This window comes from Pseudomonas sp. MF08831 (genome assembly GCF_059862645.1).
Map to the genome: position 1 here is coordinate 36,640 of NZ_JCBCUX010000001.1, position 24,040 is coordinate 60,679.

General features: G+C 59.8%; 25 protein-coding genes and 1 pseudogene. 13 read left to right on the top strand and 13 right to left on the bottom strand.

The annotated features are described in order from the left end of the window. Nucleotides 1-79: 79 nt before the first annotated feature. Nucleotides 80-973 (top strand): NAD-dependent epimerase/dehydratase family protein, encoded by an 894-nt coding sequence (locus AC19YS_RS00160; RefSeq protein WP_500600585.1) that lies wholly within the window; start codon nt 80-82, stop codon nt 971-973. A 41-nt stretch (nt 974-1,014) separates the two neighbouring features. Here the strand turns inward: AC19YS_RS00160 and AC19YS_RS00165 are convergent, their stop codons facing one another. Genes AC19YS_RS00165 through AC19YS_RS00195 form a run of 7 tightly spaced genes read right to left on the bottom strand, consistent with a single transcriptional unit; the run spans nt 1,015 to nt 7,235 of the window. Further along, on the bottom strand, nt 1,015-1,644 hold the full coding sequence (locus AC19YS_RS00165) for a LysE family translocator (protein ID WP_169367606.1): 630 nt from the start codon (nt 1,642-1,644) through the stop codon (nt 1,015-1,017). Nucleotides 1,645-1,656: 12 nt separating this feature from the next. Then, nucleotides 1,657-2,124 (bottom strand): nuclear transport factor 2 family protein, encoded by a 468-nt coding sequence (locus tag AC19YS_RS00170; protein WP_448193771.1) that lies wholly within the window; start codon nt 2,122-2,124, stop codon nt 1,657-1,659. A gap of 10 nt (nt 2,125-2,134) precedes the next feature. After that, a complete protein-coding gene (locus AC19YS_RS00175) occupies nt 2,135-3,352 on the bottom strand; it encodes a diaminobutyrate--2-oxoglutarate transaminase (protein WP_169367604.1) in 1,218 nt (405 codons plus the stop codon). Further along, nucleotides 3,342-4,388 carry a fatty acid desaturase gene (locus AC19YS_RS00180; RefSeq protein WP_169367603.1) on the bottom strand — a complete coding sequence of 349 codons (1,047 nt, stop codon included), beginning with the start codon at nt 4,386-4,388 and terminating at the stop codon, nt 3,342-3,344. Before AC19YS_RS00180 ends, AC19YS_RS00175 begins: the two co-directional genes overlap by 11 nt. A 10-nt stretch (nt 4,389-4,398) precedes the next feature. Continuing rightward, the gene (locus tag AC19YS_RS00185; protein WP_500600587.1) at nt 4,399-5,220 is read right to left on the bottom strand and encodes a diiron oxygenase; all 822 of its coding nucleotides are present in this window, start codon (nt 5,218-5,220) and stop codon (nt 4,399-4,401) included. Continuing rightward, complete coding sequence (locus AC19YS_RS00190) at nt 5,213-6,130, bottom strand: 3-methyl-2-oxobutanoate hydroxymethyltransferase (protein ID WP_169367601.1); 918 nt, start codon at nt 6,128-6,130, stop codon at nt 5,213-5,215. The genes AC19YS_RS00185 and AC19YS_RS00190 overlap by 8 nt, the downstream gene beginning before the upstream one ends. A 1-nt stretch (nt 6,131) precedes the next feature. Beyond that, nucleotides 6,132-7,235 carry a pyridoxal phosphate-dependent aminotransferase gene (locus AC19YS_RS00195; protein ID WP_179609805.1) on the bottom strand — a complete coding sequence of 368 codons (1,104 nt, stop codon included), beginning with the start codon at nt 7,233-7,235 and terminating at the stop codon, nt 6,132-6,134. A 323-nt stretch (nt 7,236-7,558) separates the two neighbouring features. Here AC19YS_RS00195 and AC19YS_RS00200 point away from each other — a divergent pair, with 323 nt between their 5' ends. Next, complete coding sequence (locus tag AC19YS_RS00200) at nt 7,559-9,004, top strand: SulP family inorganic anion transporter (protein ID WP_106578195.1); 1,446 nt, start codon at nt 7,559-7,561, stop codon at nt 9,002-9,004. A 4-nt stretch (nt 9,005-9,008) separates the two neighbouring features. Here the strand turns inward: AC19YS_RS00200 and AC19YS_RS00205 are convergent, their stop codons facing one another. Then, entirely contained in the window at nt 9,009-9,401 is a 393-nt protein-coding gene (locus tag AC19YS_RS00205) for a lysozyme inhibitor LprI family protein (protein WP_500600590.1), read from the bottom strand. Nucleotides 9,402-9,648: 247 nt separating this feature from the next. Here AC19YS_RS00205 and AC19YS_RS00210 point away from each other — a divergent pair, with 247 nt between their 5' ends. From AC19YS_RS00210 to AC19YS_RS00225, 4 genes are read left to right on the top strand one after another with little or no spacing between them, the layout of a single operon-like run. After that, entirely contained in the window at nt 9,649-10,998 is a 1,350-nt protein-coding gene (locus AC19YS_RS00210) for a GntT/GntP/DsdX family permease (protein WP_164487961.1), read from the top strand. Nucleotides 10,999-11,024: 26 nt separating this feature from the next. Continuing rightward, on the top strand, nt 11,025-11,885 hold the full coding sequence (locus AC19YS_RS00215) for a MurR/RpiR family transcriptional regulator (RefSeq protein WP_500600592.1): 861 nt from the start codon (nt 11,025-11,027) through the stop codon (nt 11,883-11,885). A 1-nt stretch (nt 11,886) separates the two neighbouring features. Then, entirely contained in the window at nt 11,887-13,350 is a 1,464-nt protein-coding gene (locus tag AC19YS_RS00220; RefSeq protein WP_200623786.1) for an N-acyl-D-amino-acid deacylase family protein, read from the top strand. A 29-nt stretch (nt 13,351-13,379) separates the two neighbouring features. Then, nucleotides 13,380-13,748 (top strand): glyoxalase superfamily protein, encoded by a 369-nt coding sequence (locus AC19YS_RS00225; protein WP_106578200.1) that lies wholly within the window; start codon nt 13,380-13,382, stop codon nt 13,746-13,748. A gap of 644 nt (nt 13,749-14,392) precedes the next feature. Here the strand turns inward: AC19YS_RS00225 and AC19YS_RS00230 are convergent. Beyond that, nucleotides 14,393-15,256 carry a methyl-accepting chemotaxis protein gene (locus tag AC19YS_RS00230; RefSeq protein ID WP_371317720.1) on the bottom strand — a complete coding sequence of 288 codons (864 nt, stop codon included), beginning with the start codon at nt 15,254-15,256 and terminating at the stop codon, nt 14,393-14,395. 39 nt (nt 15,257-15,295) lie between these two features. After that, a pseudogene (locus AC19YS_RS00235) lies at nt 15,296-16,312 on the bottom strand (methyl-accepting chemotaxis protein); the annotation flags it as partial. A gap of 291 nt (nt 16,313-16,603) precedes the next feature. Between AC19YS_RS00235 and bamJ the strand changes: the two are divergent. After that, the gene (bamJ, locus tag AC19YS_RS00240) at nt 16,604-17,221 is read left to right on the top strand and encodes a BamJ family beta-barrel-assembly machinery protein (protein WP_106578202.1); all 618 of its coding nucleotides are present in this window, start codon (nt 16,604-16,606) and stop codon (nt 17,219-17,221) included. Nucleotides 17,222-17,356: 135 nt separating this feature from the next. Here the strand turns inward: bamJ and AC19YS_RS00245 are convergent, their stop codons facing one another. The 3 genes from AC19YS_RS00245 to AC19YS_RS00255 all read right to left on the bottom strand — a co-directional run bounded on the left by AC19YS_RS00245 (nt 17,357) and on the right by AC19YS_RS00255 (nt 19,289). Next, entirely contained in the window at nt 17,357-17,614 is a 258-nt protein-coding gene (locus tag AC19YS_RS00245; RefSeq protein ID WP_003194088.1) for a PA4570 family protein, read from the bottom strand. 160 nt (nt 17,615-17,774) lie between these two features. Further along, complete coding sequence (locus tag AC19YS_RS00250) at nt 17,775-18,116, bottom strand: zinc ribbon domain-containing protein YjdM (protein ID WP_017254008.1); 342 nt, start codon at nt 18,114-18,116, stop codon at nt 17,775-17,777. 204 nt (nt 18,117-18,320) lie between these two features. Beyond that, complete coding sequence (locus tag AC19YS_RS00255; protein ID WP_106578203.1) at nt 18,321-19,289, bottom strand: polyprenyl synthetase family protein; 969 nt, start codon at nt 19,287-19,289, stop codon at nt 18,321-18,323. A 239-nt stretch (nt 19,290-19,528) separates the two neighbouring features. Here AC19YS_RS00255 and rplU point away from each other — a divergent pair, with 239 nt between their 5' ends. From rplU to AC19YS_RS00285, 6 genes are all read left to right on the top strand, one after another. Continuing rightward, on the top strand, nt 19,529-19,843 hold the full coding sequence (gene rplU, locus AC19YS_RS00260; protein ID WP_007950961.1) for a 50S ribosomal protein L21: 315 nt from the start codon (nt 19,529-19,531) through the stop codon (nt 19,841-19,843). 34 nt (nt 19,844-19,877) lie between these two features. Then, entirely contained in the window at nt 19,878-20,135 is a 258-nt protein-coding gene (gene rpmA, locus AC19YS_RS00265) for a 50S ribosomal protein L27 (protein ID WP_003176049.1), read from the top strand. A gap of 193 nt (nt 20,136-20,328) precedes the next feature. Next, nucleotides 20,329-21,552 carry an Obg family GTPase CgtA gene (gene cgtA, locus AC19YS_RS00270; RefSeq protein ID WP_016976186.1) on the top strand — a complete coding sequence of 408 codons (1,224 nt, stop codon included), beginning with the start codon at nt 20,329-20,331 and terminating at the stop codon, nt 21,550-21,552. Nucleotides 21,553-21,689: 137 nt separating this feature from the next. After that, on the top strand, nt 21,690-22,808 hold the full coding sequence (gene proB / locus AC19YS_RS00275) for a glutamate 5-kinase (RefSeq protein ID WP_026013771.1): 1,119 nt from the start codon (nt 21,690-21,692) through the stop codon (nt 22,806-22,808). Nucleotides 22,809-22,824: 16 nt separating this feature from the next. Next, complete coding sequence (locus AC19YS_RS00280; RefSeq protein WP_106578204.1) at nt 22,825-23,289, top strand: CreA family protein; 465 nt, start codon at nt 22,825-22,827, stop codon at nt 23,287-23,289. A 101-nt stretch (nt 23,290-23,390) separates the two neighbouring features. After that, complete coding sequence (locus tag AC19YS_RS00285) at nt 23,391-23,873, top strand: glutathione peroxidase (RefSeq protein ID WP_106578205.1); 483 nt, start codon at nt 23,391-23,393, stop codon at nt 23,871-23,873. Nucleotides 23,874-24,040 lie beyond the last annotated feature (167 nt).

A 24,040-nucleotide genomic window follows, 5' to 3' on the forward strand; every position in this document is an offset into this window, starting at 1 on the left:
ATTGGGCAACAAGGTCTTATTCGACAGGGACGGGTCCGTAACAATGGACCCATCACTTACCCAGTCAGGAGAACACTCCATGAACGTATTCGTAACCGGCGCAGCAGGTTTTATCGGCGGTTCCATCGCCACCGGCCTGGTCAAGGCTGGCCACACCGTTACCGGCCTGGTACGCAGCGCCGAACAAGCCGCTGAGATGACCGCCCTGGGCATCACCCCCGTGATTGGCACCCTGGATGACGCTGGCATGCTGACCGAGCAGGCCTCGAAGGCCGATGCGGTCATCAACGCCGCCAGCAGCGACCATCGCGCTGCCGTGGAAACCTTGCTGGCCGCCTTGAAAGGTTCGAACAAGCCCTTCCTGCACACCAGCGGTTCGAGCATCGTTGGCGATGCTTCGGGCGGTAAGGCCAGCGATGTCATCTATTTCGAGGACACGCTGCCGGCGCCGACCGTCGACAAGGCTGCACGTGTGGCCATCGACAACCTGATTCTGGCGGCGGCCAAAGACGGCGTGAATTCGGCGGTGATCTGCAACACCCTGATTTACGGCCACAGCCTGGGCGTGAAGCGTGACAGCGTGCAATTGCCGCGACTGCTCAAGCAGGCGCGCAAAAGTGGCGTGGTGCGCCATGTGGGCACCGGGCAGAACATCTGGTCCAACGTGCACATCGAAGACGTGGTGGCGCTGTACCTGCTGGCGCTTGAGAAGAATGTGCCGGGCACCTTCTACTTTGTGGAAAGCGGTGAAGCGGCGTTTTTCGACATGACCACCGCCATCGCCGAAGCGCTGAAGCTGGGCAAGCCGCAGGATTGGCCACTGGCCGAGGCTGAAGCCGAGTGGGGCTATGAAATGGCCAACTATGGCCTGGGCTCCAACAGCCGCGTACGCGGCAAGCATGCCCGTGAGTTGCTGGGCTGGGCGCCGAAGCGTACGTCGGTGGTGGAGTGGATTCGCAACGAAATGGTCTGACCCCTTAGCTGGCCCGGCATCACGAATGCCGGGTCGCGTCGTTACGGCAGGCTATAGGTCAGCAGCAGTACGCCGAAACCGATAAAGCACAGCCCAATCACCCGGCTCGCCAGGGTCGCGATTCGCGGCTGGCTCAGCAGCCTGACCATCTTGCGCGAAGCCAAGCCGTAACCTTGCAGCGTCAGCAGCGACAGCAGCATGAAGATCCCCGTCAACACCACAAACTGCATGCTCAAGGATGAGGTGGGCTTGATGAACTGCGGAAACAGTGCGGTGAAAAACAAGATGGGTTTGGGGTTGCTGATGGAGAGCAGGAATGACTCCTTGAACAGCGCGCCAAACGACCGCGCCGCGGCAGGGCTTTCTGCCTGCGCTCCAAACAGTTTCTTTTTTGCGATCAATTGCTGCACGCCCAGGTAGAACAGGTACAGCGCCCCTAAGGTTTTCAAGGCAGTGAATACCCATGGGTTAGTCTTGAGCAGCAAACCCACCCCGAGCATGGCCGCCAGCGACAGAAAAAACAGCCCGCAGATATTGCCCAATGCGCCGTACAGCACGGCCCCCGGACCTTGCCGCAGGCTGTTTTTTATCGCCAGCACGACCGCAGGGCCGGGGCTGGCAATGGACAGCCAGGCGATCAGGGAAAAAGTGAGGATCTGTCGTATATCCATATCGCCTCAGGGTCAGTCTTTTTTGGCCAGGACTGCGCGGTGCAGGCTGGGTGTTCCGTGATTGGCAATCAGCTCTTGGCGGATTCGGCAGATTCGCCATTCGCCCCTGCGCTTGGCCAGGTCAAAGAAGTAACGGCCGTAAGAGTGGAAAAAATCCGTCTCGCCCTGGCAGTTTGCGGTACGGAAGCGATAAATCTGGTAGTTGCACTGCGCACTGGCGTTATCCCCGCTGACGCTGACCAGGAGATTGGAGAAATTATGCTGCATCTTAAGCTCGCTCAGGGCTGCTTGGCGCAGGGCGATGTAGGCCTCACGCGTGATGAGCCCCGGCGGTTCGTCCCTGAAACTTGAATAATCAACGTGCAATTGCTCCCACAGGCAGCCCTCCATGCGCTGCCAGTCCAGCAAATCGAAGGTGGTTTGGAACTGGCAAAGCCGGTCATGAATGGCGAGCCTTTCAGCCAGTAACCTGTCGTTCATTCAACGGCCCTCACGTATGGTCACAGACGGTGCGCACGACGGTGTCCAGCGCCTGTTGCAGGTTGTTGGGAACGCAGGTCAAGGGCGGCATGATCTTGATCACGCGGCTCTGCCCGCCGCACTGCTCGACCAGGATGTGTTCGTTGCGCAGTTGTTCCAGCACCTGTTTCGCGGTGGCGGTATTTTCCAGTTCGATGCCGTGAATCATGTGGCGACCCCGCACCGGACAGCGCCCGGCAAGCTCGGCCATTGCCTGGCGCAAGATCTGTTCATTGCCCGTGAGCTGTTGGCGAAACGTGCTTGAAGCGAACATATCGAGCATGAAGCACGCTGACTGTACCGCCAACGTATTGCCCCTGAAGGTGCCGCTGTTTTCGCCAGGGTTCAAGGTGTCCAGTTCTTTTTTGACCAGCACCAGGGACATTGGCAGCCCAAAGCCGGAGAGGCTTTTTGCCAGGCAGATGATGTCGGGATAGGTCTGCGAGAGGGCTTCAAAGCTGAAGAACCCACCCGCGCGGCCACAGCCGACCTGGATTTCATCGGCAATGGTGACGATGCCTTTTCGCGCGCATAGCGCCAGCAGTCCTTCATACCAGGCGCCGGAGCAGGTGTGCAGGCCGCCTTCGGCCTGGATCGTTTCAAAGATCACGGCGGCCGGCAGGCCGTAGCCCGAGCTTTCGTCGTTGAGCAACTGTTCATACAGGGCGATGGCATCGACGTCTGTGCCCAAGTAGTGCTCATACGGCAGGCGCAGTACCGAGGCGAGATCGGTATAGGCGGACTTGCGCTTTGTAGCATTACCGGTCAATGACAAAGCGTTGTACGAAAGACCGTGGAACGCGTTGGTGAAGCACGCCACTTCGCGCCTGCCGGTGGCGTTTCGTGCGTATTTGATGGCCGCCTCGATGGCCAAGGTGCCGGCGGGCGGTGCGAAGTAGTAGTGGTAATAGCCCCGGTAGCGCTGCGGCAGGACAGTGGTTTCGAACAAGTGAATGAAATCGGCCTTGGCGCTGGTGAAAAAGTCCAGGCTATGCACCGGCCCATCCTGCTGCAGGTAATCCATCAGGCGTGCTTTGATCGTGGGGTTGTTGTGCCCGAAGTTGGCCACGCCGGCAGATGAAAACAGGTCGAAATAGGCTTCGCCATCGGCAGTGAAAAAGTATTCATTGCGGGCCCGGACTATCTGTTTACCGAACGGTGTGCCATAGGCGTTGACATTAGATTCCATGGTTGACGTCCTTGTTGACCAAGCGGTGGTAGAGATCTTTTATGGCGGTGCGCGGGTTGCTGCCGTCGAACACAAAACCCCGGCTTTTGTTGTCGTTGTAATGCGGGTCGATCTCACTGAGCGCCTGGTCTGCGACAGCACTGTATTTCCAGTGCAGACGCGGATGCAGGTGATGCAGCAAATGGTAGGAATCGGTCAGTGGGCATACCAGTGTGCGCATCAGCAAGCCATTGAAGTGACCATACTCGGTGCGTTGGGTGACCTGTTTGTCATGCGCAGACTTGTCGTTGCCCGACGCGGTGTACGGCATGAACCAACGGTGTTCCACCAATAACGACCACCAGGAATACAGCGGGTAGAACACCAACAAGGCAACCACGTAGGCACAAAGGGCGTAAGGACCGGCAACAAGGTAAAGCACCGACAGGATCAGGCCATTCACCCCCAGGCGGGGCCACTGACTGTGCGAGCCTGCGCAGCCGTCCCTCATGATGGTCAGGGTTTCACGCAGGCCACTGGGTGTGAGCGGGTGGAAGAACAAGCGCCAGAACCGTGCCGGGCTGATTCCCGGTACCAGGCCGATTCTTCTCAGCCGTGCCACGTTCGGGTCTTCTTCGGTGGCGGCATGCGGGTGATGAGCGACGCAGTGGCTCTGATAACGGGCGCTGGAGTCCGCGCGAAAGGTCGGAAAATTGCCCAAGTAATCGGCGATGCGAAATTGCAGCTGCCGGTCTGTGCCGAACCCCATATGCAGGGCCGTGTGCCCGATTTCCTGGAGCACGCGAAAGCGTCCCCCCATGAACACGGCAGCCGCCAGGGCCATTACCGGGTGCGGCCACCCGTGACACAAACCGGCCAACAGGGCTATTTCCAGCCACACGGCGCTGAACGAGAGCACCTCGTACCAATGGTCATGGGCGAGCACTGTATTGGGCCGTTCGCCCGCCAGGATGGCTTCGCGCACCGGGCGGTCGTCGCGGTAGCGACGCCACTCCAACAGCCTAACCAGCGCCCAGGCGATCAGGATCATAGACATGGCGTGCTCCCTAGGCCCTGAGTGTCTTGAGCAGTTTGTCGACGCCACGCATATCGCGGCTCATGCTGGTTGACGTGGTGCTGAAGTGCGCGTGGACACCGTGCGCGGCGAGGATCGTTTCGTACATGCTGAAGTCATGCAGCAGAAAGCTGTCACGGGCATGCTCGATGGCATCGCTGAGAAAGTTCGCTTGTTGCGGTTCAAGGGCGTGCAACAAATCGTGGGTGGCTTCGATGAATATCAGCGAGTGAATGGCCTCGTCGCGGTTGTGCTGGTCCACCAGCGCGCGGTTACTCTCCTTGATGGTGGTGCAACGCGACAGGGTTTCCAGGAACGCATTGATACTGACTTCAGCCACTGCCGCATAGGCGACGATGATCAGTTCGCGATTGAACGGGTCCGGCTCCTCCTGCAGCTGTGCCTGCATCGTCTTGACCGTGACTGAAAGGGCCGGTGAAAACGCCAGTGCGTAGCGCTTCAAGGCGTCGTCGATAGCCAGGGTATGAAAGTAAGTGTGGTACTGCTCGTCGGTGGCGGTCTGCATCAAGCCGCGCTTGACGGTGGTGCGTAAACCTTTTTGGCTGACAAGAAAGCGAATCGCCGGCAGGGCGATATGTTCTTCGGCCTGGATAGTGCGCCAGTTGTAGTTGAGCCACAGTCCAGTGGCGATGGAGGCGCGCTGGGCTTCAAATTGTTCAAAGTCGGGCGTTGTAAACGCCGGCAGCAGTTCCAACGGGTAGTCGGGCTTCTCATCCGCGATGAACTCGGGGTACCAGTGGCGTACGGAGGCCTTGTTCTTCCAGTGGGTCAATGCAGTGTCGATCTTAGACATTGACGTTTCCCTCCAGGATCGACAGGTAAGTATCGACGCTGATCTTGTGGTGGGGCGACGGCGGAAAGACATTGGCCGTCGCCAACGTCAGCAACTTTGAAATGCAGGTATTGATGAGTTCATCGGTGTAATGCGTGGTGACTTTGTCGCGCTCGATCATGGCGGTCGGCGGAAAGAAGATCGATTCCCGCCCGGACTTGACCACCGCGTCCCATACATTCAGCGATTGCCCGGAAAAGCGCGCCTTGCCGGAGAAGATTGAGTAGGGGATTACGCCGTTGTCCAGGGCATGGCGGGTCAGGATCTGGTTGGCGATTTCGGTGACGCGCTCGAAGATGACAAATCGCGCACCGGCGGCAATACCCTGGTCGAGCAGCTGTTTGAGCCGGCCGATTTCTTCAGCGTCATTGCCGTAGACACGGTTTTCGTTTTTTTGCGGCGTATAACCGATATGGATCGCCCACTCATGGTGCTGGCTACCGACTTCAAGCAATGGCCATAGATCCGCCTGCTCAAGAATTTCCAGCTTGATGATGTCGGCGCCGGCCTGGATGTAATCCGCAGTAATCGCCAGGGTTTCCTTGGGGGTCAGGCCTCCGGGGATGTCGGCCATGAGGGCCGGTTTGGGGATGTTGTATTCGTTTTTGTCTATTTCCTGGCGCACCTCGGCCACCAGCCCAGGCAGCAGGGTCTTGGACAGCGTCAGGTCCTGCTCACTGAGTTGGGTGGTGTGGCGACCCAGGTGTGTCATGAAGTAGGAATCACCGACCATTACCGACTCGACATTCTTGAGCTTCAAATCGGCGATGGCGCGGGCGACCGCTTTGTATTCGAAGTCGCGGTAAAGGTTGATTTTCAGACCGCAGGCTGCATCTGGCGAGGTTCTTGAGTTGAGCATTGTGGTGATCATGTCAGTTCTCTCGGGCAATCAGGGAGGTCAACAGGGCAAGGCATTCCTTCAGACGTTGCGGGGGTTCCGAGGTGAAGCACAACCGGACATAGGAAGCGTAATGCGCACCGAACAATCGGCCGTCGACCACACCGATACCGGCATTGAGCAGGTCTTCCAGGGTGAGTGCGCCAGGCAGGGGCAGGAACGCAAAGAACCCGCCACTGGGTAACGGGCAGTGGCCGTTCAGTGCCGCGCGGGTGAGGTGCAGGTTCTCGAAATACAACCTGCGGCGCTCGCTGATCAGGTGTTTTTCCAGCAGGAAGTGATGGGCGATGGTCTGCGAGAAACTGTTGAGTGTGTAGTTGGTGTTGCGGTATAGCCTTTCCAAGTGAGCGGCATGGGTTGCGCTGCTGTGGATAAAGCCGAGCCGGGCGCCGGGTATGCCCATCAGTTTGCTGAAGGTGAAGACGTTGCTGACCCTCGCGTGCTGGTACAGATCAGGCAGTGGCGCAAGGTGCTCGGTGTCGGTGTCGCGCTCACCGAAACCGAAATACGCGTGGTCGACGATCAGCGCGATATCGTGGCGTTCGCACAGGCCAATCAAGTGCATGACAAAGTCGTCGCTGGCGTAGTTACCCAATGGGTTGGCAGGCACCGCCAGGTACAGCGCCGCCGAGTCGCAGCCCAATCGTGATTCGATCAATGCCAGTAACTGTGGCTCAGGCACCAAGGCGCCGTCGTGGAGGGCCGCTATTTCATCCATTTGCCCGCCCGCCTGCTCAATCACACCGGGCAAGTACATCCAGTACGGACTGATCACGTGCACACGGTTTTTCCCAGGGTGCACGAACAGGTTGAAACACAGGCTCAGGCCGTGGGTTCCGCCGTTGCACAGGACGATTTCATCGTGCCGGCCTGCCTGCGCCAGAAAGACCTCGGCGAGCTTGCGCTTGAGCGGTTTTTCACCGCCCTCGATGGAGTGTTTCCCCGGCGCGATCAGCGGGGCGGGGATGTTCTTGAGGGTCTCGATCAGGTCGGGGTTTTTATACAGCTTGCCCTGATGCAGGGAATAACTGTGCGCAAGCAGGGATAGCCTGGCTTCCAAGTCGGCGAAAATGTCCATATTGCCCCTTCCATATCCATTGGCTGAGTGACTCGAATGCCTAAAACTGCATTTCAGATTCAGAGGTCACTACGGGGACAAATCCTGTCCACGACCCTAAGTGCAATACGTGCTGAGAAAGAATTGGATCCAATTAATGGCGCGCTTTGAGTTCTAGCTAATCGAAACCCGATCGCCAGTACAATGGCGTATTCGTCGTTATTCTTGGCGTATATGGCTTGCAAATAGGTCGTTGATGGGCGATTACCGATTGCTGGTCGGCATCACGTCAATTCCGTAAGATTCGCCACCTTCCTTTTCACCGCTGTTCGCCTGGTAGACCCATGAACCTGACTCGTCTGCGCGCCGATGCCCTGGCCGGCCTCACCACGTCCTTTGCGCTGCTGCCCGAATGCATCGCCTTCGCCCTGGTCGCCCACCTCAACCCGCTGATGGGGCTCTACGGTGCCTTCATCATTTGCACCCTCACCGCGTTATTCGGTGGCCGCCCCGGTATGGTTTCGGGCGCCGCGGGGTCGATGGCGGTGGTGATCGTCGCGCTGGTGGTGCAGCACGGCGTGGAGTATTTGCTGGCGACGGTGTTGCTGGGCGGGCTGATCATGGTTGCATTCGGTCTGTTGCGCCTGGGCAAGCTGGTGCGCATGGTGCCGCACCCGGTGATGCTCGGTTTCGTCAACGGCCTGGCGATCATCATCGCGCTGGCGCAATTGGAGCATTTCAAAAGCGGCGAAAGCTGGCTCAGCGGCGAGCCGTTATACGTAATGATCGGCCTGGTGGCGGTGACCATGGCGATTGTCTACTTGCTGCCGCGCCTGACGCGCGCTGTGCCGCCCGCGCTGGTGGCGATCCTCGGCGTCGGTTTGGCGGTGTACCTGCTCGGCTTGCCGACGCGCACCCTCGGCGATATGGCCCACATCGCCGGTGGCCTGCCGACCTTCGCGCTGCCGCAAATTCCCTGGACCCTGGAAACCCTCGGCATCATCGCGCCCTATGCGTTCCTGATGGCGATGGTCGGCCTGCTGGAAACCCTGCTGACCTTGAACCTCACCGACGAAATCACCGAGACCCGTGGCTACCCTGACCGCGAAAGCGTGGCCCTGGGCGCGGCGAATATGGTCTCGGGCCTGTTCGGCGGCATGGGCGGTTGCGCGATGATCGGGCAAACCGTGATCAACTTGAGCTCCGGCGGGCGCGGGCGTTTCTCCGGGGTGTTTGCCGGGGTGATGATCCTGTTGTTCATTTTGTTTCTGTCGCCGCTGATCGAGCGGATTCCGCTGGCGGCGCTGGTGGGCGTGATGTTTGTGGTGTCGCAGCAGACCTTTGCCTGGGCGTCGTTGCGGGTGATCAACAAAGTGCCGGTCAATGATGTGCTGGTGATTCTGGCGGTGACGGTGATTACGGTGTTTACCGACCTGGCCACGGCCGTGCTGTGCGGCATTGTGATTGCGGCGCTGAACTTCGCCTGGCAACAGGCGCGCGAGCTGTATGCCGATGAACATCTGGAAGCCGACGGCAGCAAGCTGTACCGCCTGCATGGCACGTTGTTCTTTGCCTCGACCACGCCGTTTCTGAACCAGTTCGACCCGGCCAACGACCCGGCTCAGGTGACGCTGGATTGTCGTCACCTGAGCGTTGTCGACTACTCGGCGATTGCCGCGCTGATGACCTTGCGAGAACGCTACCGCAAGGCCGGCAAACATCTGCGGGTGCTGCATTTGTCCGAGCGCTGCAAGAAGCTGTTAAAGCGTGCGCGCGTTCATCATGAGTAACTGATCATGGCCCGACCAGGTCTTCGAGCTCCTGCGCGCGGGTCTGGGTCATGTCCAGCACGCAGCCGGAGCCGTTGACCTGGTCGATGGTGCCGCCCGTGGCACTGCCGGCGAAGGCGCAATTGGCGTCACGGTATTTGAGCCACAGGCGCTGCACGTCCTGCAGCTTCTGCTTGCGGTCGCCTTCCTGGGCGTCCAGGGCGGTTTTATAGGCTTTGTTCAGGCGATCGTCCTGAACCTTGGTTTCCTTGACGTTGCAATTGACCATGTCGACGGTGGTGTTGGCGCTGTCCATGCATTTTTTCAGCGCCGCATTCTCGGCGGCCGAGGCGCTGGTGCAGAACGCCAGCAACAGCGCGCTGGCGGCGAAAGGAACAAGCAGGGTCTTGCGATTCATTGTCGGGATTCCTGATCGACGGTAGGGCTGCCCTCTCAGACTCGGCCCTTATGGTTGAGTTTCGGCGCGGCAAAAACTTCATGTAAGAACACCCCTCGGATTTTCATCGGCTGGCGCTGGGCATGCCCCCGAGCGACAGCACTTATCCGTGGGCGAAAATTACTTTCATAAAAATTGAAAATTTAATCGAGGAATGATTTATGAGTTTCACAACCAATTCGACGTGACCCTTTCCAAGGAGTACCGCATGGCCGCACCACTGGGCTTGGGGCTGTTGGCATACGCTGCCATCGCCATCATTGCATTGATCGTGCTGATCGCACGTTACCGACTCAACCCGTTTATCGTCATCACCTTGGTGTCCATCGGCCTGGCGCTGATGGCCGGCATGCCGGCAGACACGATCATGGGCTCGTACGAGGCGGGCGTGGGTAAAACCCTGGGGCACATTGCTCTGGTGGTGGCGCTGGGCACCATGCTCGGCAAGATGATGGCCGAGTCCGGCGGCGCCGAGCAGGTGGCGCGCACGCTGATCAACCGCTTCGGCGAGCGCAATGCGCATTGGGCGATGGTGTGCATCGCGTTTCTGGTGGGGCTGCCGCTGTTTTTTGAGGTCGGTTTTGTGTTGCTGGTGCCGATCGCCTTTACCGTGGCGCGGCGCGTTGGGGTGTCGATCCTGATGGTCGGCTTGCCGATGGTCGCCGGTTTGTCGGTGGTGCATGCGCTGGTGCCGCCACACCCGGCGGCGATGATGGCGGTGCTGGCGTATAACGCCTCGGTTGGGCAGACCGTGCTGTACGCAATTTTGATCGGTATTCCCACGGCCATCATCGCCGGCCCGCTGTACGCGAAGTTCATCGTGCCGCGCATTCACTTGCCGGCGCAGAACCCACTGGAACGCCAGTTTATCGAGCGCGAGCCGCGCACCCGTCTGCCGAGCTTTACGTTGACCATGGGCACCATCCTGTTGCCGGTGGTGCTGATGATGATCGGCGGCTGGGCCAATGTGATTTCCACCCCCGGCACTGGCTTTAACCAATTCCTGCTGTTTATCGGCAACTCGGTGATTGCGCTGTTGCTAGCGACCTTGGTGAGTTTCTGGACCTTGGGCCTGGCCCAGGGTTTCAACCGCGAGGCGATCCTCAAGTTCACCAATGAATGCCTGGCACCGACCGCCAGCATCACCTTGCTGGTGGGCGCGGGCGGCGGCTTGAACCGCATTTTGGTGGACGCGGGCGTCACCAACGAAATTCTCGGCCTGGCCCACGCCTTCCATCTATCGCCGCTGGTGATGGGCTGGTTGTTTGCTGCGCTGATGCGCATCGCCACCGGTTCGGCCACGGTGGCCATGACCACGGCCTCCGGTGTGGTCGCGCCCGTGGCAATGGGCCTGGGTTATCCACACCCTGAATTATTGGTGTTGGCCACCGGCGCGGGTTCGGTGATCTTTTCCCACGTCAACGACGGCGGCTTCTGGCTGATCAAGGAATACTTCAATATGACGGTGATCCAGACCTTCAAGACCTGGACCGTGCTGGAGACGTTGATCTCGGTGGTCGCGTTCGGTCTGACTTACGGCCTGTCTCTGGTTCTATGAGCCTTATTGTGTAACCCGGAGCCCCGATGGACATCCTCTACCAGATCCGCGCCCGCCAGGATTCCTTCAGCGCCGGCGAAGGCCGTATCGCCAAGCTGATGCTCGATGACGTGGGCTTTGCCGCGTCGGCCAGTCTGGAGGAGTTGTCCCAGCGCGCCGAGGTCAGCACGGCGACCTTGTCGCGATTTGCCCGCAGCGTCGGCTGTCGCGACTTGCGCGATTTACGCTTGCAACTGGCCCAGGCCAGCGGGGTGGGCAGCCGCTTCCTGGACCCGGCGGGGTTGCCGGAGCAGTCGGCGTTCCATCGACAGATTCTCGGCGATATCGAATTGACCTTGCGCCAGCATCTGTCGGGGTTCAACCAGGCGAGTTTTGTCGATGTCGTCAGCCTGTTGGGCAAGGCGCGGATGATTCACGCCTTTGGCATGGGCGGCCCGTCGAGCCTGTGCAGTGAAGAGTTGCAAGTACGACTGGTGCGCCTGGGTTACCCGATTGCCGCTTGCCGCGACCCGGTGATGATGCGCGTCACCGCCGCGACCTTGGGCCCTGAGCAGGCGCTGATCGTGTGCTCGCTCTCCGGCCTTACGCCCGAGTTGTTGGACGTGGTGAGGCTGGCGCGCAATTACGACGCGCCCATCGTCGCCATCACCCTGGCCGATTCACCGCTGGCGCAGCTGGCGGATGTGTTGTTGCCGCTGCAGCCGGCCGAAACCAGTTTTATCTACAAGCCCACCGCGGCGCGCTACGGAATGCTGTTGGCCATCGACCTGCTCGCCACTGAGCTGGCGCTGGTCATGCCGGACGAAAACCAGGAACGCCTGCGTCGGATCAAGCTGGCTCTGGACGATTATCGCGGCGGCCCCGATAGCCTGCCGCTTGGAGATTGATATGAAGTACGACACGCTGATACGCCAGGCGCTGATCATTGATGGCAGCAACACACCAGGTTATGTCGCCGATGTAGGGCTGCGTGACGGGCGTATCGAGACAATCGGCGATCTGTCGAACGCCCAGGCTGAGCATGAAATTGATGCAGATGGCCGCGTCTTGGCCCCCGGTTTTATCGACGTACACACTCACGATGACACGGTGGTGATCCGCCATCCGCAGATGCTGCCCAAACTCAGCCAGGGCGTGACCACGGTGATTGTCGGCAACTGCGGCATCAGCGCCTCGCCGGTGAGTCTGCGCAGTGATCCGCCGGACCCGATGAACCTGCTGGGCACGCGTGAAGCATTCGCTTACCCGCGGTTTGCCGATTACCGTGCTGCCGTGGAAAGTGCTCACCCTGCGGTCAATGTCGCGGCGTTGATTGGCCATACAGCGCTGCGCAGCAACCATATGGACGACCTGCACCGCACGGCCACACAGGCTGAAATCGCCGCCATGCGTGTGCAGCTGCGAGCAAGTCTTGAGGCTGGCGCGCTGGGTTTATCCACAGGCCTGGCCTACGCCAGCGCGTTTAATGCCGAGACCGATGAAGTGCTGCAACTCAGTGAAGAACTGACGGCGTTTGGTGCGGTGTACACCACGCATTTGCGCAGCGAATTCGAGCCCGTGCTGGAGGCGATGGACGAAGCGTTTTTGATCGGCCGACATGCCAAGGCACCGGTGATTATTTCCCACCTCAAGTGTGCCGGTGCGGGCAACTGGGGGCGCAGTCCGCAGCTGTTGGCGTCGCTGGAACTGGCGGCGAAAACCCACCCGGTGGGCTGTGATTGTTATCCCTATGCGGCCAGCTCTTCGACGCTGGACCTTAAGCAGGTCACCGACGCATTTCGCATCACCATTACCTGGTCGACGCCACACCCGGAAGTCGGCGGGCGCGACTTGCAGGACATCGCCGCCGAGTGGGATGTTTCGTTACTGGACGCGGCACGCCGCCTGCAACCGGCGGGTGCGGTGTACTACGGCATGGATGAAGCAGATGTGCGACGCATCCTCGCGCATCCGCTGTCGATGGTCGGGTCGGATGGCTTGCCGGAAGACCCGTTCCCGCATCCACGCTTGTGGGGCGCGTTCCCACGGGTGTTGGGGCATTTTAGCCGCGATGTGGGGTTGTTTCCGCTGCACACGGCGGTGCACAAGATGACCGGGCTGTCGGCGGCGCGCTTTGGCTTGGCCGAGCGTGGGGAAATTCGTCAAGGCTATTGGGCTGACCTGGTGTTGTTCGACCCATTGCGGGTGCGCGACGTGGCGGACTTCAAGGAGCCCCAACGCGCGGCTGAAGGCATTGATGGCGTGTGGATCAACGGCGTGTTGAGCTACAGCGACGGGCAGGCCAATGGTCAGCGGCCAGGGCGGTTTTTGGCGCGCAATGGGGATTTGCGTGGTGGGTTTTCGACTCTATAGTGGGCGCTTTCATACACGGAGCTGTGGTCATGCACTTAGGAAAAGTCACCCCCATTCTGCGGATATTCGACGAAGCCAAAGCGTTGGAGTTCTACGTCGACTTCCTCGGGTTCAAGGTCGACTGGCAGCATCGCTTCGAGGCGAATTTCCCGTTGTATCTGCAGGTGTCGCTGGGTGAGTGCGTGCTGCATTTGTCCGAGCATCATGGCGATGCGTCGCCGGGGTCAGCGGTGCGAATTCAGGCGCAAGGCGTGGACGCGTATCAGCAGCAATTGCTGGCCAAGGATTATCGGTATGCCAAGCCTGGCGTTGAAGAAACGCCTTGGGGCTCGCGGGAGATGAGCATCGGCGATCCGTTTGGTAATCGGCTGGTGTTTGTCGAGGAAGGCGAGGGCTGATCGGTCAATTGCAGGCAATAAAAAACCGCCTTAGTAGGGCGGTTTTTTATTGCAAACCCAGTGAGTGGCTGGGGTTGCTGTCTCAAAGGACGCATCGACCCGCGGGTGGATACTACCTGCCAGTCACATCGTCACGCAAGACGGAAAGGATGGTCGGCAGGGAGCGCTTTTCGGACTTCATCCCTGGACAGATTTGATCGCAAAAGCTTGCAATGAATCTATCGATAAATGCTGGATGTTTGACCACTGTTGGACACACCTGCGGCAGGAATGTTGGTTAGGCTCTTCCTCGTTCTGCGTTTGTCGCTTTTCAGGTGAGCCGGGTATGCGCGCGAATTCTGGACCGACCGCCACGGGCTAGTAATCCGTGCCGGATTGATGCGGGAAGGACCACTAGCCCGGCCACCTCAAAGGACGCATTGACCCGCGTCCAAAGGCTCACGTGTTCCGGTAAGTGCGCTGGAGGTAAGGCCCAACGCTTGGAGGGCCGAGTATGTCTAAGTTTGCACGACGTACGTGGAACCTAGTAGTGAGTGCCCTGCGTGTTTATCACGTGTGGACATTCCTGCGGGACAGCTTCGATGACCTTTAAGGTCTGAGAAGTGGAGCCGCCTCGGTTTCGGCCGAGGCGGTTTTTTGGTTTTTTAAACCCGGAAGTGGCTGACCATCTGCTGCAATTGGCTGCCCAGACGCGCCAGTTCCACGCTCGACTTGGCCGTCTCGTCGCTCGCCGTTGCGGTCTGCTCGGACACATCACGCACGTTCACAATGCTGCGGCTGATCTCTTCGGCCACGGCACTCTGCTGTTCGGCCGCGGCTGCAATCTGCTGGTTCATCGATTGGATGTTCGACACGGTGCGGGTGATGTTTTCCAGCGACACGCCGGCCTTGCGCGTCAGCTCAACGCTGCTGTCGGTGAGGCTGCGGCTGTTGTTCATCACGGTGGCCACTTGCTGAGTGCCGTTCTGCAGGCCGGCGACCAGGCCTTCGATTTCTTCGGTGGATTTCTGCGTGCGCTGGGCCAGGCCACGCACTTCGTCGGCGACGACGGCAAAGCCGCGACCGGCTTCACCGGCACGCGCCGCTTCAATCGCGGCGTTGAGTGCCAGCAGGTTGGTTTGCTCGGCCACGGCCTTGATCACGTCCATCACGCTGCCGATCTTGTTGCTCTCTTGCTGCAGGTGCGTCATGGCATCGGTGGAGCGCGCCACTTCAGCCGCCAGGCGTTCGATCTGGGCGATGGCCTCGGCCACCACTTTGTCGCCTGCGCGGGCTTGTCCATCGGCATCGGCGGCGGCCAGGGACGCTTGCTCGGCGTTGCGTGCGACTTCCTGCACGGTGGCCGTCATTTCGTGCATTGCCGTGGCGACTTGATCGGTCTCGATCTTCTGGCTGTTGACGCCGGCACTGGTCTGCTCGGTTACAGCCGACAGTTCTTCGGCGGCGCTGGCGATCTGGGTCACGCCATCGCGAATACCGCTGATCAATTCACGCAGGGTGGTGCCCATGCGCTGGATGCCTTGTTGCAACACGCCCAGCTCGTCACGACGGGTCACCTGGATATTGTGGCTCAGGTCGCCGGAGGCGATACGCTCCACCACGGCCAGGGTGTCCTGGATCGGGCGAGTGATTTGGCGGGTGATCACCAGTGCAGCAATGATGCCGACCAGCAGGGCGAGCAACGTGCTGATCAGTTGCAGGCTGCGGGCCTGGGTACTTTCGGCGTCACGACGGTCCAGTTGAATGTCGTACAGTTTGTCGCTGATGGTGACGATATCGGCGCCTTGAGTGGTCATTTCGGCGCGGGCGCTGACGATGTTGGCGTTGGCCGCCTTGTAGCTCTGCACGGCGCTGCGATAGGCGCCCAGGGCGGCTTCCAGCGAGGTCAATGCGCTTTGCTGGCTGGTGCCGAACGCCGCGCTGAGGCCTTTCAAACCGCCGATGGCTTTCTCGATTTGCGCAGTGGCGCGAGCTTCGGTCTCGGCATTGACGGTGTTGGTGTAGCCGCGCACCTCGTAACGGGCCAACTGGAACTCTTCCTTGGCGTGAGTCACGGCCTGGTACTGAGTGAAGCGCTCCGGGCTGTCGGGCATCTGCTGCACGCTGTTATCCAGCGCATCGATCTGTGCGTTGGCGATGTCGGCTTTGTCGCCCATGACCTGGCGCGCGGTGTTGCCATTACGGTAGGCCTCACGCATTTTGTTCAGGGACTGCTGATACGCGGTGATGACGGCCTTCTGCTCGGTGAGCAGCTTGAGGTTTTCCGGGCTCTTGAAGCTGTCCAGCAGTTTCTGTTGCTGTGCGGCGAAGGCGTCGAGACTGGTCTGTACGTTCTGTGCCACGGCTTCGTCGCCGTTGGCCAGCATGTATTGCAGGCGCACGATGCGCAGCTTGGTCAACGAGGCATTGAGCTGGGTGATGTCGCTCATCCAGTTGCTGCGGTCGATCAGGCTGCCCAGGCTGGTCCAGCCGGTCAGTGCCAGGATCGACGTGAGGACCAGCACCAGGCCGAAGCCCAGGCCGAGTTTGAGGTTGACGCTGATGTTGCCGAACCAGCTATTCATCGAATGCTCCGCAAGAATGATGTGTGTCTGCTGGACGGTGTTTTTTGTTTGAGCCAGCCAAAGTGTGTAGGGCTGTATCGGCGAAGGCGGGGGATTCTGAAATGTTTTTAATCTGGGTGCGACAAAGTGTCGCCATCGCCGCGGAGCAATCCATTCCCTGCCTGCCCTCAGAGGCCGGGGATGGGGGGCTCATCATCGGCCGGTCTTGTGTGCTAGTCTGCTGGCCCTTTTAGTTCAGGGCCGCCACGCAAAACAGCGTTTTTCGTAATGGCCCTACAGCGGAGCCTCTTCATGTCCGAAGTTAATCTGTCCACCGACGAAACCCGCGTCAGCTACGGTATCGGCCGTCAGTTGGGCGACCAACTGCGCGACAACCCGCCACCGGGCGTGAGCATCGACGCCATCCTGGCTGGCCTGACCGACGCGTTCGCAGGCAAACCAAGCCGCGTTGACCAAGAGCAAATGGCGGCCAGCTTCAAAGTTATCCGTGAAATCATGCAAGCCGAAGCGGCTGCCAAGGCTGAAGCCGCGGCTGGCGCTGGCCTGGCGTTCCTGGCTGAAAACGCCAAGCGTGATGGCATCACTACCCTGGCTTCCGGCCTGCAATTTGAAGTATTGACTGCCGGTACAGGCGCCAAGCCGACCCGTGAAGACCAAGTGCGTACTCACTACCACGGCACGCTGATCGACGGCACTGTGTTCGACAGCTCTTACGAGCGCGGCCAGCCTGCAGAATTCCCGGTTGGCGGCGTGATCGCCGGCTGGACCGAAGCCCTGCAACTGATGAATGCCGGCAGCAAATGGCGTCTGTACGTGCCGAGCGAACTGGCTTACGGCGCTCAAGGCGTTGGCAGCATCCCGCCGCACAGCGTTCTGGTGTTCGACGTCGAGCTGCTCGACGTTCTGTAAGACCTGAGAGCACTGGCATCGGCTTTATGTGGGAGCCGGGCTTGCCCGCGATGCGACGACTCGGTCTGACGTCTTACCGAGTTGAGGCTATCGCAGGCAAGCCAACTCCCACATAGGGCCTGTGTGTTGGCTCGCTCATGGATGGAACTTGCCATTGAGCTCCGTCGCCGGGCGCAACGCTCGGGCATAGCAGAACAGAAACAGATTACGCACCACTTCCTTCAGCACCCCAGGTTCACTGGAACTCAGGCCATTCACGTCCAGGTCGCCCTGGTCCTGCAGTTCATTCAGCGCTTCTTCTTCCAGCACTGCACAGACTTCCCCGGTTTCCCGATGCAGGATTCGCAGGTAGGGGTGTGGGCGGTCCAGCCAGGCATCTATCAAATAAGTCATGAGTCGTTCTCCTTGATGAGTTTCAATGAGAATAATTCTTATTCGTAGAATAGCAAGTGCCTATTGGCGGTTTCCTGGTTTTTCTGTGTGGATATTGCGCGTGATCAACGCTGAGGGCGAAACGCCATCCCGCGGCGGGCGCGGGATGGATGCAGCAGATTCAGACTTTACGGACGAACTCGGACTTGAGTTTCATCGGGCCGATGCCGTCGATCTTGCAGTCGATATCGTGGTCGCCGTCGCACAGACGGATGTTCTTGACCTTGGTGCCGACCTTGACCACCAGCGACGTGCCTTTGACCTTGAGGTCTTTGATCACGGTAATGGTGTCGCCGTCTTGCAGGACGTTGCCTACAGAGTCTTTCTTCACGGTTTCATCACCGGCTGCTTCGGCCTCGCCATTGGCGGACCACTCATGGGCGCATTCCGGGCAGATCAGCTGGGCGCCATCTTCGTAGGTGTATTCGGAATTGCATTTTGGGCAGGGTGGCAACGTGCTCACTAAAGCTCCTTGAAAGTCAGGAATGGCTAAAGTCGCACATTATATAGGGATTTGAGGCGCGAGCGGGGGAGTGGGTTGGCAGTGGGATCTGGATGTGGGAGCGGGCTTGCTCGCGAAGGCGGTGGATCAGCTGGATATTTCTCACTGATCCACGGTTTTCGCGAGCAAGCCCGCTCCCACACAAGCCCACTCCATCAATCGTCTTCAGTGCGTACGCGCGACCGCGAACTCACTCAGTTCGACCAGGGCATCCCGGTATTCGCTGGCAGGCAGGGCTTCAAGGCACTTGATGGCGCGGGCGACGTAGTCACGCGCCAGTTGCGCGGTGTACTCCAGAGAGCCCGAAGCTTCAACGGCTTCGCGGATGGCCTCCAGGTTTTCGATCCCGCCTTTCTGGATCGCCTTGCGCACCAGGGCGGCCTGTTCTGGCGTACCTTCGCGCATGGTGTAGATCAGCGGCAAGGTCGGCTTGCCCTCGGCCAGGTCGTCACCGACGTTCTTGCCCAGGGTCTCGGCGTCGCCCTTGTAGTCGAGCAGGTCGTCCACCAACTGGAACGCCACGCCCAGGTGATCGCCAAAGGTGCGCAGGGCTTCGGCCTGTTCGGCAGTGGCGCCGCACAGGGCGGCAGCACTGTGAGTGGAGGCTTCGAAGAGCATCGCGGTTTTGCCGCGGATCACTTCCATGTAGGTTTCTTCGGTGGTGCTGGCGTCGCGGACCTTCGACAGCTGCAACACTTCACCTTCGGCGATGATGCGCGTGGCTTGTGAAAGAATCTTCATCACCGGCATCGAGCCCAGTTCGACCATCATTTCGAACGAGCGCGAGTACAGAAAGTCGCCGACCAACACGCTGGGGGCGTTGCCCCACATGGCATTGGCGGTCTCACGGCCACGACGCATGCCGGACATGTCGACCACGTCGTCATGCAGCAGGGTGGCGGTGTGCAGGAATTCGATAGTGGCGGCCAGCAGGCGCAGGTCATCGCCTTCGCGGCCCAGGGCCTTGCCACACAGCAACACTAATAAAGGACGCAGGCGTTTGCCGCCCGCCGACGTAATGTAGTCGCCAATTTTGGAGACCAGCGGCACTTTAGAAGTCAGCTGCTGCTTGATGATGCCGTCGACGGCGCTAAAATCGTCCGCGACCGCGCGGTAGAAAGCTTGGGGTTGCATCAGCTACAGTCGCTCCAGAAGGGTTGCGCGGCATGCTAGGACCCTCACCCCCGGGTGTCAAGGCGCGATAGACGGCCTCTTGCAACGCTCCGTTGCCTTGCGTACAATCGCGCACCCTGAACTTCCTGGGCAGCACCTGCCTTACGCAATTGCATTCGGGACGTCCATCCCATGCAGCCATGCCAGCCAATACCTCTTCTTATAAAGCGCTGGGTGAGCAGGATTATCGGAGAAATACCATGTCGTACGCAGTAATTGTTACTGGTGGCAAGCAATACAAGGTCGCCCCAGGTGAATACCTGAAGATCGAAAAACTGGAAGTCGCCACTGGCGAATCCGTTACCTTTGATCGCGTTCTGTTGGTCGCCAATGGCGATGACGTGAACATCGGCGCTCCAGTTGTTGCTGGCGCTACCGTTGTGGCTGAAGTGATCTCCCAAGGTCGTCACGATAAAGTCCGCATCATCAAGTTCCGTCGTCGTAAGCACCACATGAAGCGTATGGGCCACCGCCAGTGGTACACCGAGATCAAAATCACCGGTATTCAGGCTTAATTTCAGCCTAATTCCTCACTAGGAGAATTGACTCATGGCACACAAAAAAGCTGGTGGTAGTACCCGTAACGGTCGCGACTCAGAAGCCAAACGCCTTGGCGTGAAGATGTATGGCGGCCAGAAAATCATTCCGGGCAACATCATCGTGCGTCAGCGCGGCACCCAATTCCACGCCGGTTACGGTGTTGGCATGGGTAAAGATCACACCCTCTTCGCTAAAATCGAAGGCGTGATCAAGTTTGAAGTAAAAGGCGCTTTCAACCGCCGTTACGTGAGCGTTGTCGCCGCTTAATTGCGCGATCGCTGGAAAAGCCCTGTCTCGCGACGGGGCTTTTTCGTTTGTGGAGTGAGTCTCTTGCAAAGCTGTTTGTAATGAGCTCAGGCGCTGGATAGGCGGTCATTGTTTGAGGTCGCTGCGCTCATTTTTGCAAGAGTCTTATGTCTTGGTTTCTTAAGCTCGTCCATGCGACGAGAGGCGTTTTGTTATGAAGTTCGTTGATGAAGTTTCCATCCGAGTAAAAGCAGGCGACGGCGGTAACGGTTGCATGAGTTTCCGTCGCGAAAAATTCATCGAAAACGGTGGCCCCAACGGTGGTGATGGCGGTGACGGCGGTTCCATCTACATGATGGCCGACGAAAACCTCAACACCCTGGTCGACTACCGTTACACCCGGCACTTCGATGCCGAGCGTGGCTCCAACGGCGGCAGCACCGACTGCACCGGTAAAAAAGGCGAAGACCTGGTGCTGCGCGTACCGGTCGGCACCACGATCATCGACTCGGCCACCCAGGAAGTGATTGGCGACCTGACCAAGGCCGGCCAGAAACTGATGGTTGTGCAGGGCGGCTGGCACGGTCTGGGTAACACCCGATTCAAGTCCAGTACCAACCGTGCACCACGCCAGACCACGCCGGGCAAGCCGGGCGAGCAGCGTGACCTCAAGCTGGAAATGAAAGTACTGGCAGACGTCGGCCTCTTGGGCCTGCCGAATGCCGGCAAAAGTACCTTCATCCGCTCGGTCTCGGCCGCCAAGCCGAAAGTCGCCGACTACCCGTTCACCACCCTGGTGCCAAACCTGGGCGTGGTCAGCGTGGACCGCTGGAAAAGCTTCGTGATCGCCGATATTCCAGGCTTGATCGAAGGTGCTTCCGATGGCGCCGGCCTGGGGATTCGCTTCCTCAAGCACTTGTCGCGTACCCGTCTGCTGCTGCACCTCGTCGACATGGCGCCGCTGGATGACACCAGCGCACCGGACGCCGCCGAAGTGATCGTCAGCGAACTGACCAAGTTCAGCCCGGCCCTGGCCGAGCGCGATCGTTGGTTGGTGCTCAACAAGTGCGACCAGATCCTGGAAGAAGAGCACGAAGAGCGCGTCAAGGAAATCGTCGATCGCCTGGAGTGGGAAGGTCCGGTCTACGTGATCTCGGCCATCGCCAAAGAAGGCACCGAGCGCCTGACCCGCGACATCATGCGCTACCTGGAAGACCGCGCCGACCGCCTGGCGGCCGACCCGGTATTCAAGGCCGAACTCGCCGAGCTCGATCAACAGATCGAAGACGAAGCCCGTGCCCAGCTGCAAGCCCTGGATGACCAGCGTGCCCTGCGCCGCAGCGGCGTGAAGTCGGTCCATGACATCGGCGACGATGATTGGGACGAAGAAGACGTGGATGATGAAGACGGTCCGGAAATCATTTACGTGCGCGACTGATTCGTTGCAGTAAACTTAAGCGCCGCTCACTCGAGCGGCGTTTTGGTATCTGGGTATACGGGTAGTCACTAAAGTAGTCACGAATAACGTTATGGGCCGCGCTGGGTCGCGCAGCCCTCAATCTAAGGTTGAAGATGATGCGGAGCAAAGTGACAGGTGCGCAGCGCTGGGTCGTAAAGATCGGAAGTGCGCTGCTGACGGCGGATGGCAAAGGTCTGGATCGCGCAGCCATGAGCGTCTGGGTCGAGCAGATGGTGGCCTTGCATGAGGCCGGTGTCGAGTTGGTGCTGGTGTCGTCCGGGGCCGTTGCCGCCGGCATGAGCCGCCTCGGCTGGACCGCGCGACCCAGCGCGATGCACGAGCTGCAAGCCGCCGCTGCCATCGGCCAGATGGGCCTGGTGCAAGCCTGGGAATCCAGCTTTGCCGAACATGGCCGCCACACGGCGCAGATCCTGCTGACCCACGACGACCTGTCCGACCGCAAGCGTTACCTCAACGCCCGCAGCACCTTGCGCGCGCTGGTCGAGCTCAAAGTGATCCCGGTGATCAACGAGAATGACACGGTGGTCACCGACGAAATCCGCTTCGGCGACAACGACACCCTGGCTGCGCTGGTGGCCAACCTTGTGGAAGCCGACCTGCTGGTGATCCTCACCGACCGCGATGGCATGTTCGACGCCGACCCGCGCAACAACCCCGATGCCCAACTGATCTACGAAGCCCGCGCCGATGACCCGGCGCTGGATGCCGTGGCCGGCAGCGTCGGCGGCGCGCTGGGCCGTGGCGGCATGCAGACCAAGCTGCGTGCTGCACGCCTGGCCGCGCGTTCCGGCGCGCATACCATCATCGTCGGCGGGCGCCTGGAGCGTGTGCTGGACCGTCTCAAGGCCGGTGAGCGTATTGGCACGTTGCTGTCGCCGGAACGCGGCATGCTGGCGGCGCGCAAGCAGTGGCTGGCCGGGCACCTGCAAACCCGTGGCACGCTGGTGCTGGACGATGGCGCCGTGTCGGCGCTGTCCCAGGGCAACAAGAGCCTGCTGCCAGTGGGTGTCAAGCTGGTGCAGGGCAGCTTCCGCCGTGGCGAGATGGTGGTGTGCGTTGCGCCCGATGGTCGTGAGATCGCCCGTGGCCTGGCCAACTACAGCGCCCTTGAAGCGCAGAAAATCATTGGACAATCGTCTGACGCGATTGTCGGACTATTAGGGTACATGGCCGAACCGGAACTGGTTCACCGCGATAACCTGATCCTGGTCTAAATAAAGGGAATACACGATGCGCGTCATGAACGGAGTACTCGGCCTGTTGCTGGCTCTGCCGCTGCTGGCCTCGGCTGAAGAAATTGGCCAGGTGTCGACGGTGTTCAAGTTTGTCGGGCCTAACGACCGGATCGTGGTCGAGGCGTTTGATGATCCCAAGGTTGATGGCGTGACCTGCTACCTGTCGCGCGCCAAGACGGGCGGCGTCAAAGGCGGCCTGGGCCTGGCCGAGGACCGCGCCGAAGCCTCGATCGCCTGCCGCCAGGTTGGCCCGATTCACTTCAAGGGTGAACTCAAGGATGGCGACGAAGTGTTCAAGGAACGCACCTCGCTGGTGTTCAAGACCATGCAGGTGGTGCGCTTCCTCGACAAGAAGCGCAATACCCTGGTTTACCTGGTTTACAGCGACCGTTTGATCGAAGGCAGCCCGCAAAACGCAGTCACGGCGATTCCGATTTTGCCGTGGCCGACCGCTCAGTAGCCGACAGGCGAGTTTTGTAATCGGCGTCTATGATTGCAGGCTTGCAGTCTGTAATCTCGAACGGCCGCAATGCGAAGAACATGGGATATCTGGAGTTCGTCATGAGTGCTTTCCACGACCTGAAACTCAAAGCTTTGGATGGTCAAGAGCTACCGCTGGCGCCCTTCAAGGGGCAAGTTGTGCTGGTGGTGAATGTGGCCTCCAAATGTGGCTTGACCCCGCAATACGCGGCGTTGGAAAACCTCTATCAGCAGTACAAGGGCCAAGGGTTTACCGTATTGGGCCTGCCGTGCAACCAATTTGCGGGCCAGGAACCGGGCACCGAGGAAGAAATCCAGGCGTTCTGCAACGTGAACTACGGTGTGACCTTCCCGTTGGGCAGCAAGCTCGACGTCAACGGCCACGATCGCCACCAGCTGTACCGTTTACTGGCGGGCGAGGGCGCCGAGTTTCCTGGGGATATCACCTGGAACTTCGAGAAGTTCCTGCTCGGCAAGGACGGGCGAGTGCTGGCTCGATTCTCGCCGCGTACCGCGCCGGATGATCCGACAATCGTGCAGGCCATCGAAAAAGCCCTGAGCTGAACGCCACCAAAGGTTTTCATCAGCGAGTGCGCTTCTGTGACAAGCGCGCTTGTTGTGGCGAGCGGGCTTGCCCCGCGTTGGGCTGCCAAGCAGTCCCAAAACAGACACCGCCATTAAGCCGATAAACGCGCTCGCTTCAAATGGGGCTGCTGCGCCGCCCAACGCGG

Coding starts and splice junctions, on each gene's coding strand:
- AC19YS_RS00200 (WP_106578195.1), top strand. CDS start 7,559: ATGAACCTGACTCGTCTGCGCGCCGATGCCCTGGCCGGCCTCACCACG.
- AC19YS_RS00210 (WP_164487961.1), top strand. CDS start 9,649: ATGGCCGCACCACTGGGCTTGGGGCTGTTGGCATACGCTGCCATCGCC.
- AC19YS_RS00205 (WP_500600590.1), bottom strand. CDS start 9,401: ATGAATCGCAAGACCCTGCTTGTTCCTTTCGCCGCCAGCGCGCTGTTG.
- AC19YS_RS00245 (WP_003194088.1), bottom strand. CDS start 17,614: ATGACTTATTTGATAGATGCCTGGCTGGACCGCCCACACCCCTACCTG.
- AC19YS_RS00285 (WP_106578205.1), top strand. CDS start 23,391: ATGAGTGCTTTCCACGACCTGAAACTCAAAGCTTTGGATGGTCAAGAG.
- cgtA (WP_016976186.1), top strand. CDS start 20,329: ATGAAGTTCGTTGATGAAGTTTCCATCCGAGTAAAAGCAGGCGACGGC.
- proB (WP_026013771.1), top strand. CDS start 21,690: ATGCGGAGCAAAGTGACAGGTGCGCAGCGCTGGGTCGTAAAGATCGGA.
- AC19YS_RS00160 (WP_500600585.1), top strand. CDS start 80: ATGAACGTATTCGTAACCGGCGCAGCAGGTTTTATCGGCGGTTCCATC.
- bamJ (WP_106578202.1), top strand. CDS start 16,604: ATGTCCGAAGTTAATCTGTCCACCGACGAAACCCGCGTCAGCTACGGT.
- AC19YS_RS00230 (WP_371317720.1), bottom strand. CDS start 15,256: ATGGGCACCACCCTGCGTGAATTGATCAGCGGTATTCGCGATGGCGTG.
- AC19YS_RS00195 (WP_179609805.1), bottom strand. CDS start 7,235: ATGGACATTTTCGCCGACTTGGAAGCCAGGCTATCCCTGCTTGCGCAC.
- AC19YS_RS00185 (WP_500600587.1), bottom strand. CDS start 5,220: ATGTCTAAGATCGACACTGCATTGACCCACTGGAAGAACAAGGCCTCC.
- AC19YS_RS00280 (WP_106578204.1), top strand. CDS start 22,825: ATGCGCGTCATGAACGGAGTACTCGGCCTGTTGCTGGCTCTGCCGCTG.
- AC19YS_RS00220 (WP_200623786.1), top strand. CDS start 11,887: ATGAAGTACGACACGCTGATACGCCAGGCGCTGATCATTGATGGCAGC.
- AC19YS_RS00255 (WP_106578203.1), bottom strand. CDS start 19,289: ATGCAACCCCAAGCTTTCTACCGCGCGGTCGCGGACGATTTTAGCGCC.
- AC19YS_RS00175 (WP_169367604.1), bottom strand. CDS start 3,352: ATGGAATCTAATGTCAACGCCTATGGCACACCGTTCGGTAAACAGATA.
- rpmA (WP_003176049.1), top strand. CDS start 19,878: ATGGCACACAAAAAAGCTGGTGGTAGTACCCGTAACGGTCGCGACTCA.
- AC19YS_RS00190 (WP_169367601.1), bottom strand. CDS start 6,130: ATGATCACCACAATGCTCAACTCAAGAACCTCGCCAGATGCAGCCTGC.
- AC19YS_RS00225 (WP_106578200.1), top strand. CDS start 13,380: ATGCACTTAGGAAAAGTCACCCCCATTCTGCGGATATTCGACGAAGCC.
- AC19YS_RS00215 (WP_500600592.1), top strand. CDS start 11,025: ATGGACATCCTCTACCAGATCCGCGCCCGCCAGGATTCCTTCAGCGCC.
- AC19YS_RS00180 (WP_169367603.1), bottom strand. CDS start 4,388: ATGTCTATGATCCTGATCGCCTGGGCGCTGGTTAGGCTGTTGGAGTGG.
- AC19YS_RS00170 (WP_448193771.1), bottom strand. CDS start 2,124: ATGAACGACAGGTTACTGGCTGAAAGGCTCGCCATTCATGACCGGCTT.
- rplU (WP_007950961.1), top strand. CDS start 19,529: ATGTCGTACGCAGTAATTGTTACTGGTGGCAAGCAATACAAGGTCGCC.
- AC19YS_RS00165 (WP_169367606.1), bottom strand. CDS start 1,644: ATGGATATACGACAGATCCTCACTTTTTCCCTGATCGCCTGGCTGTCC.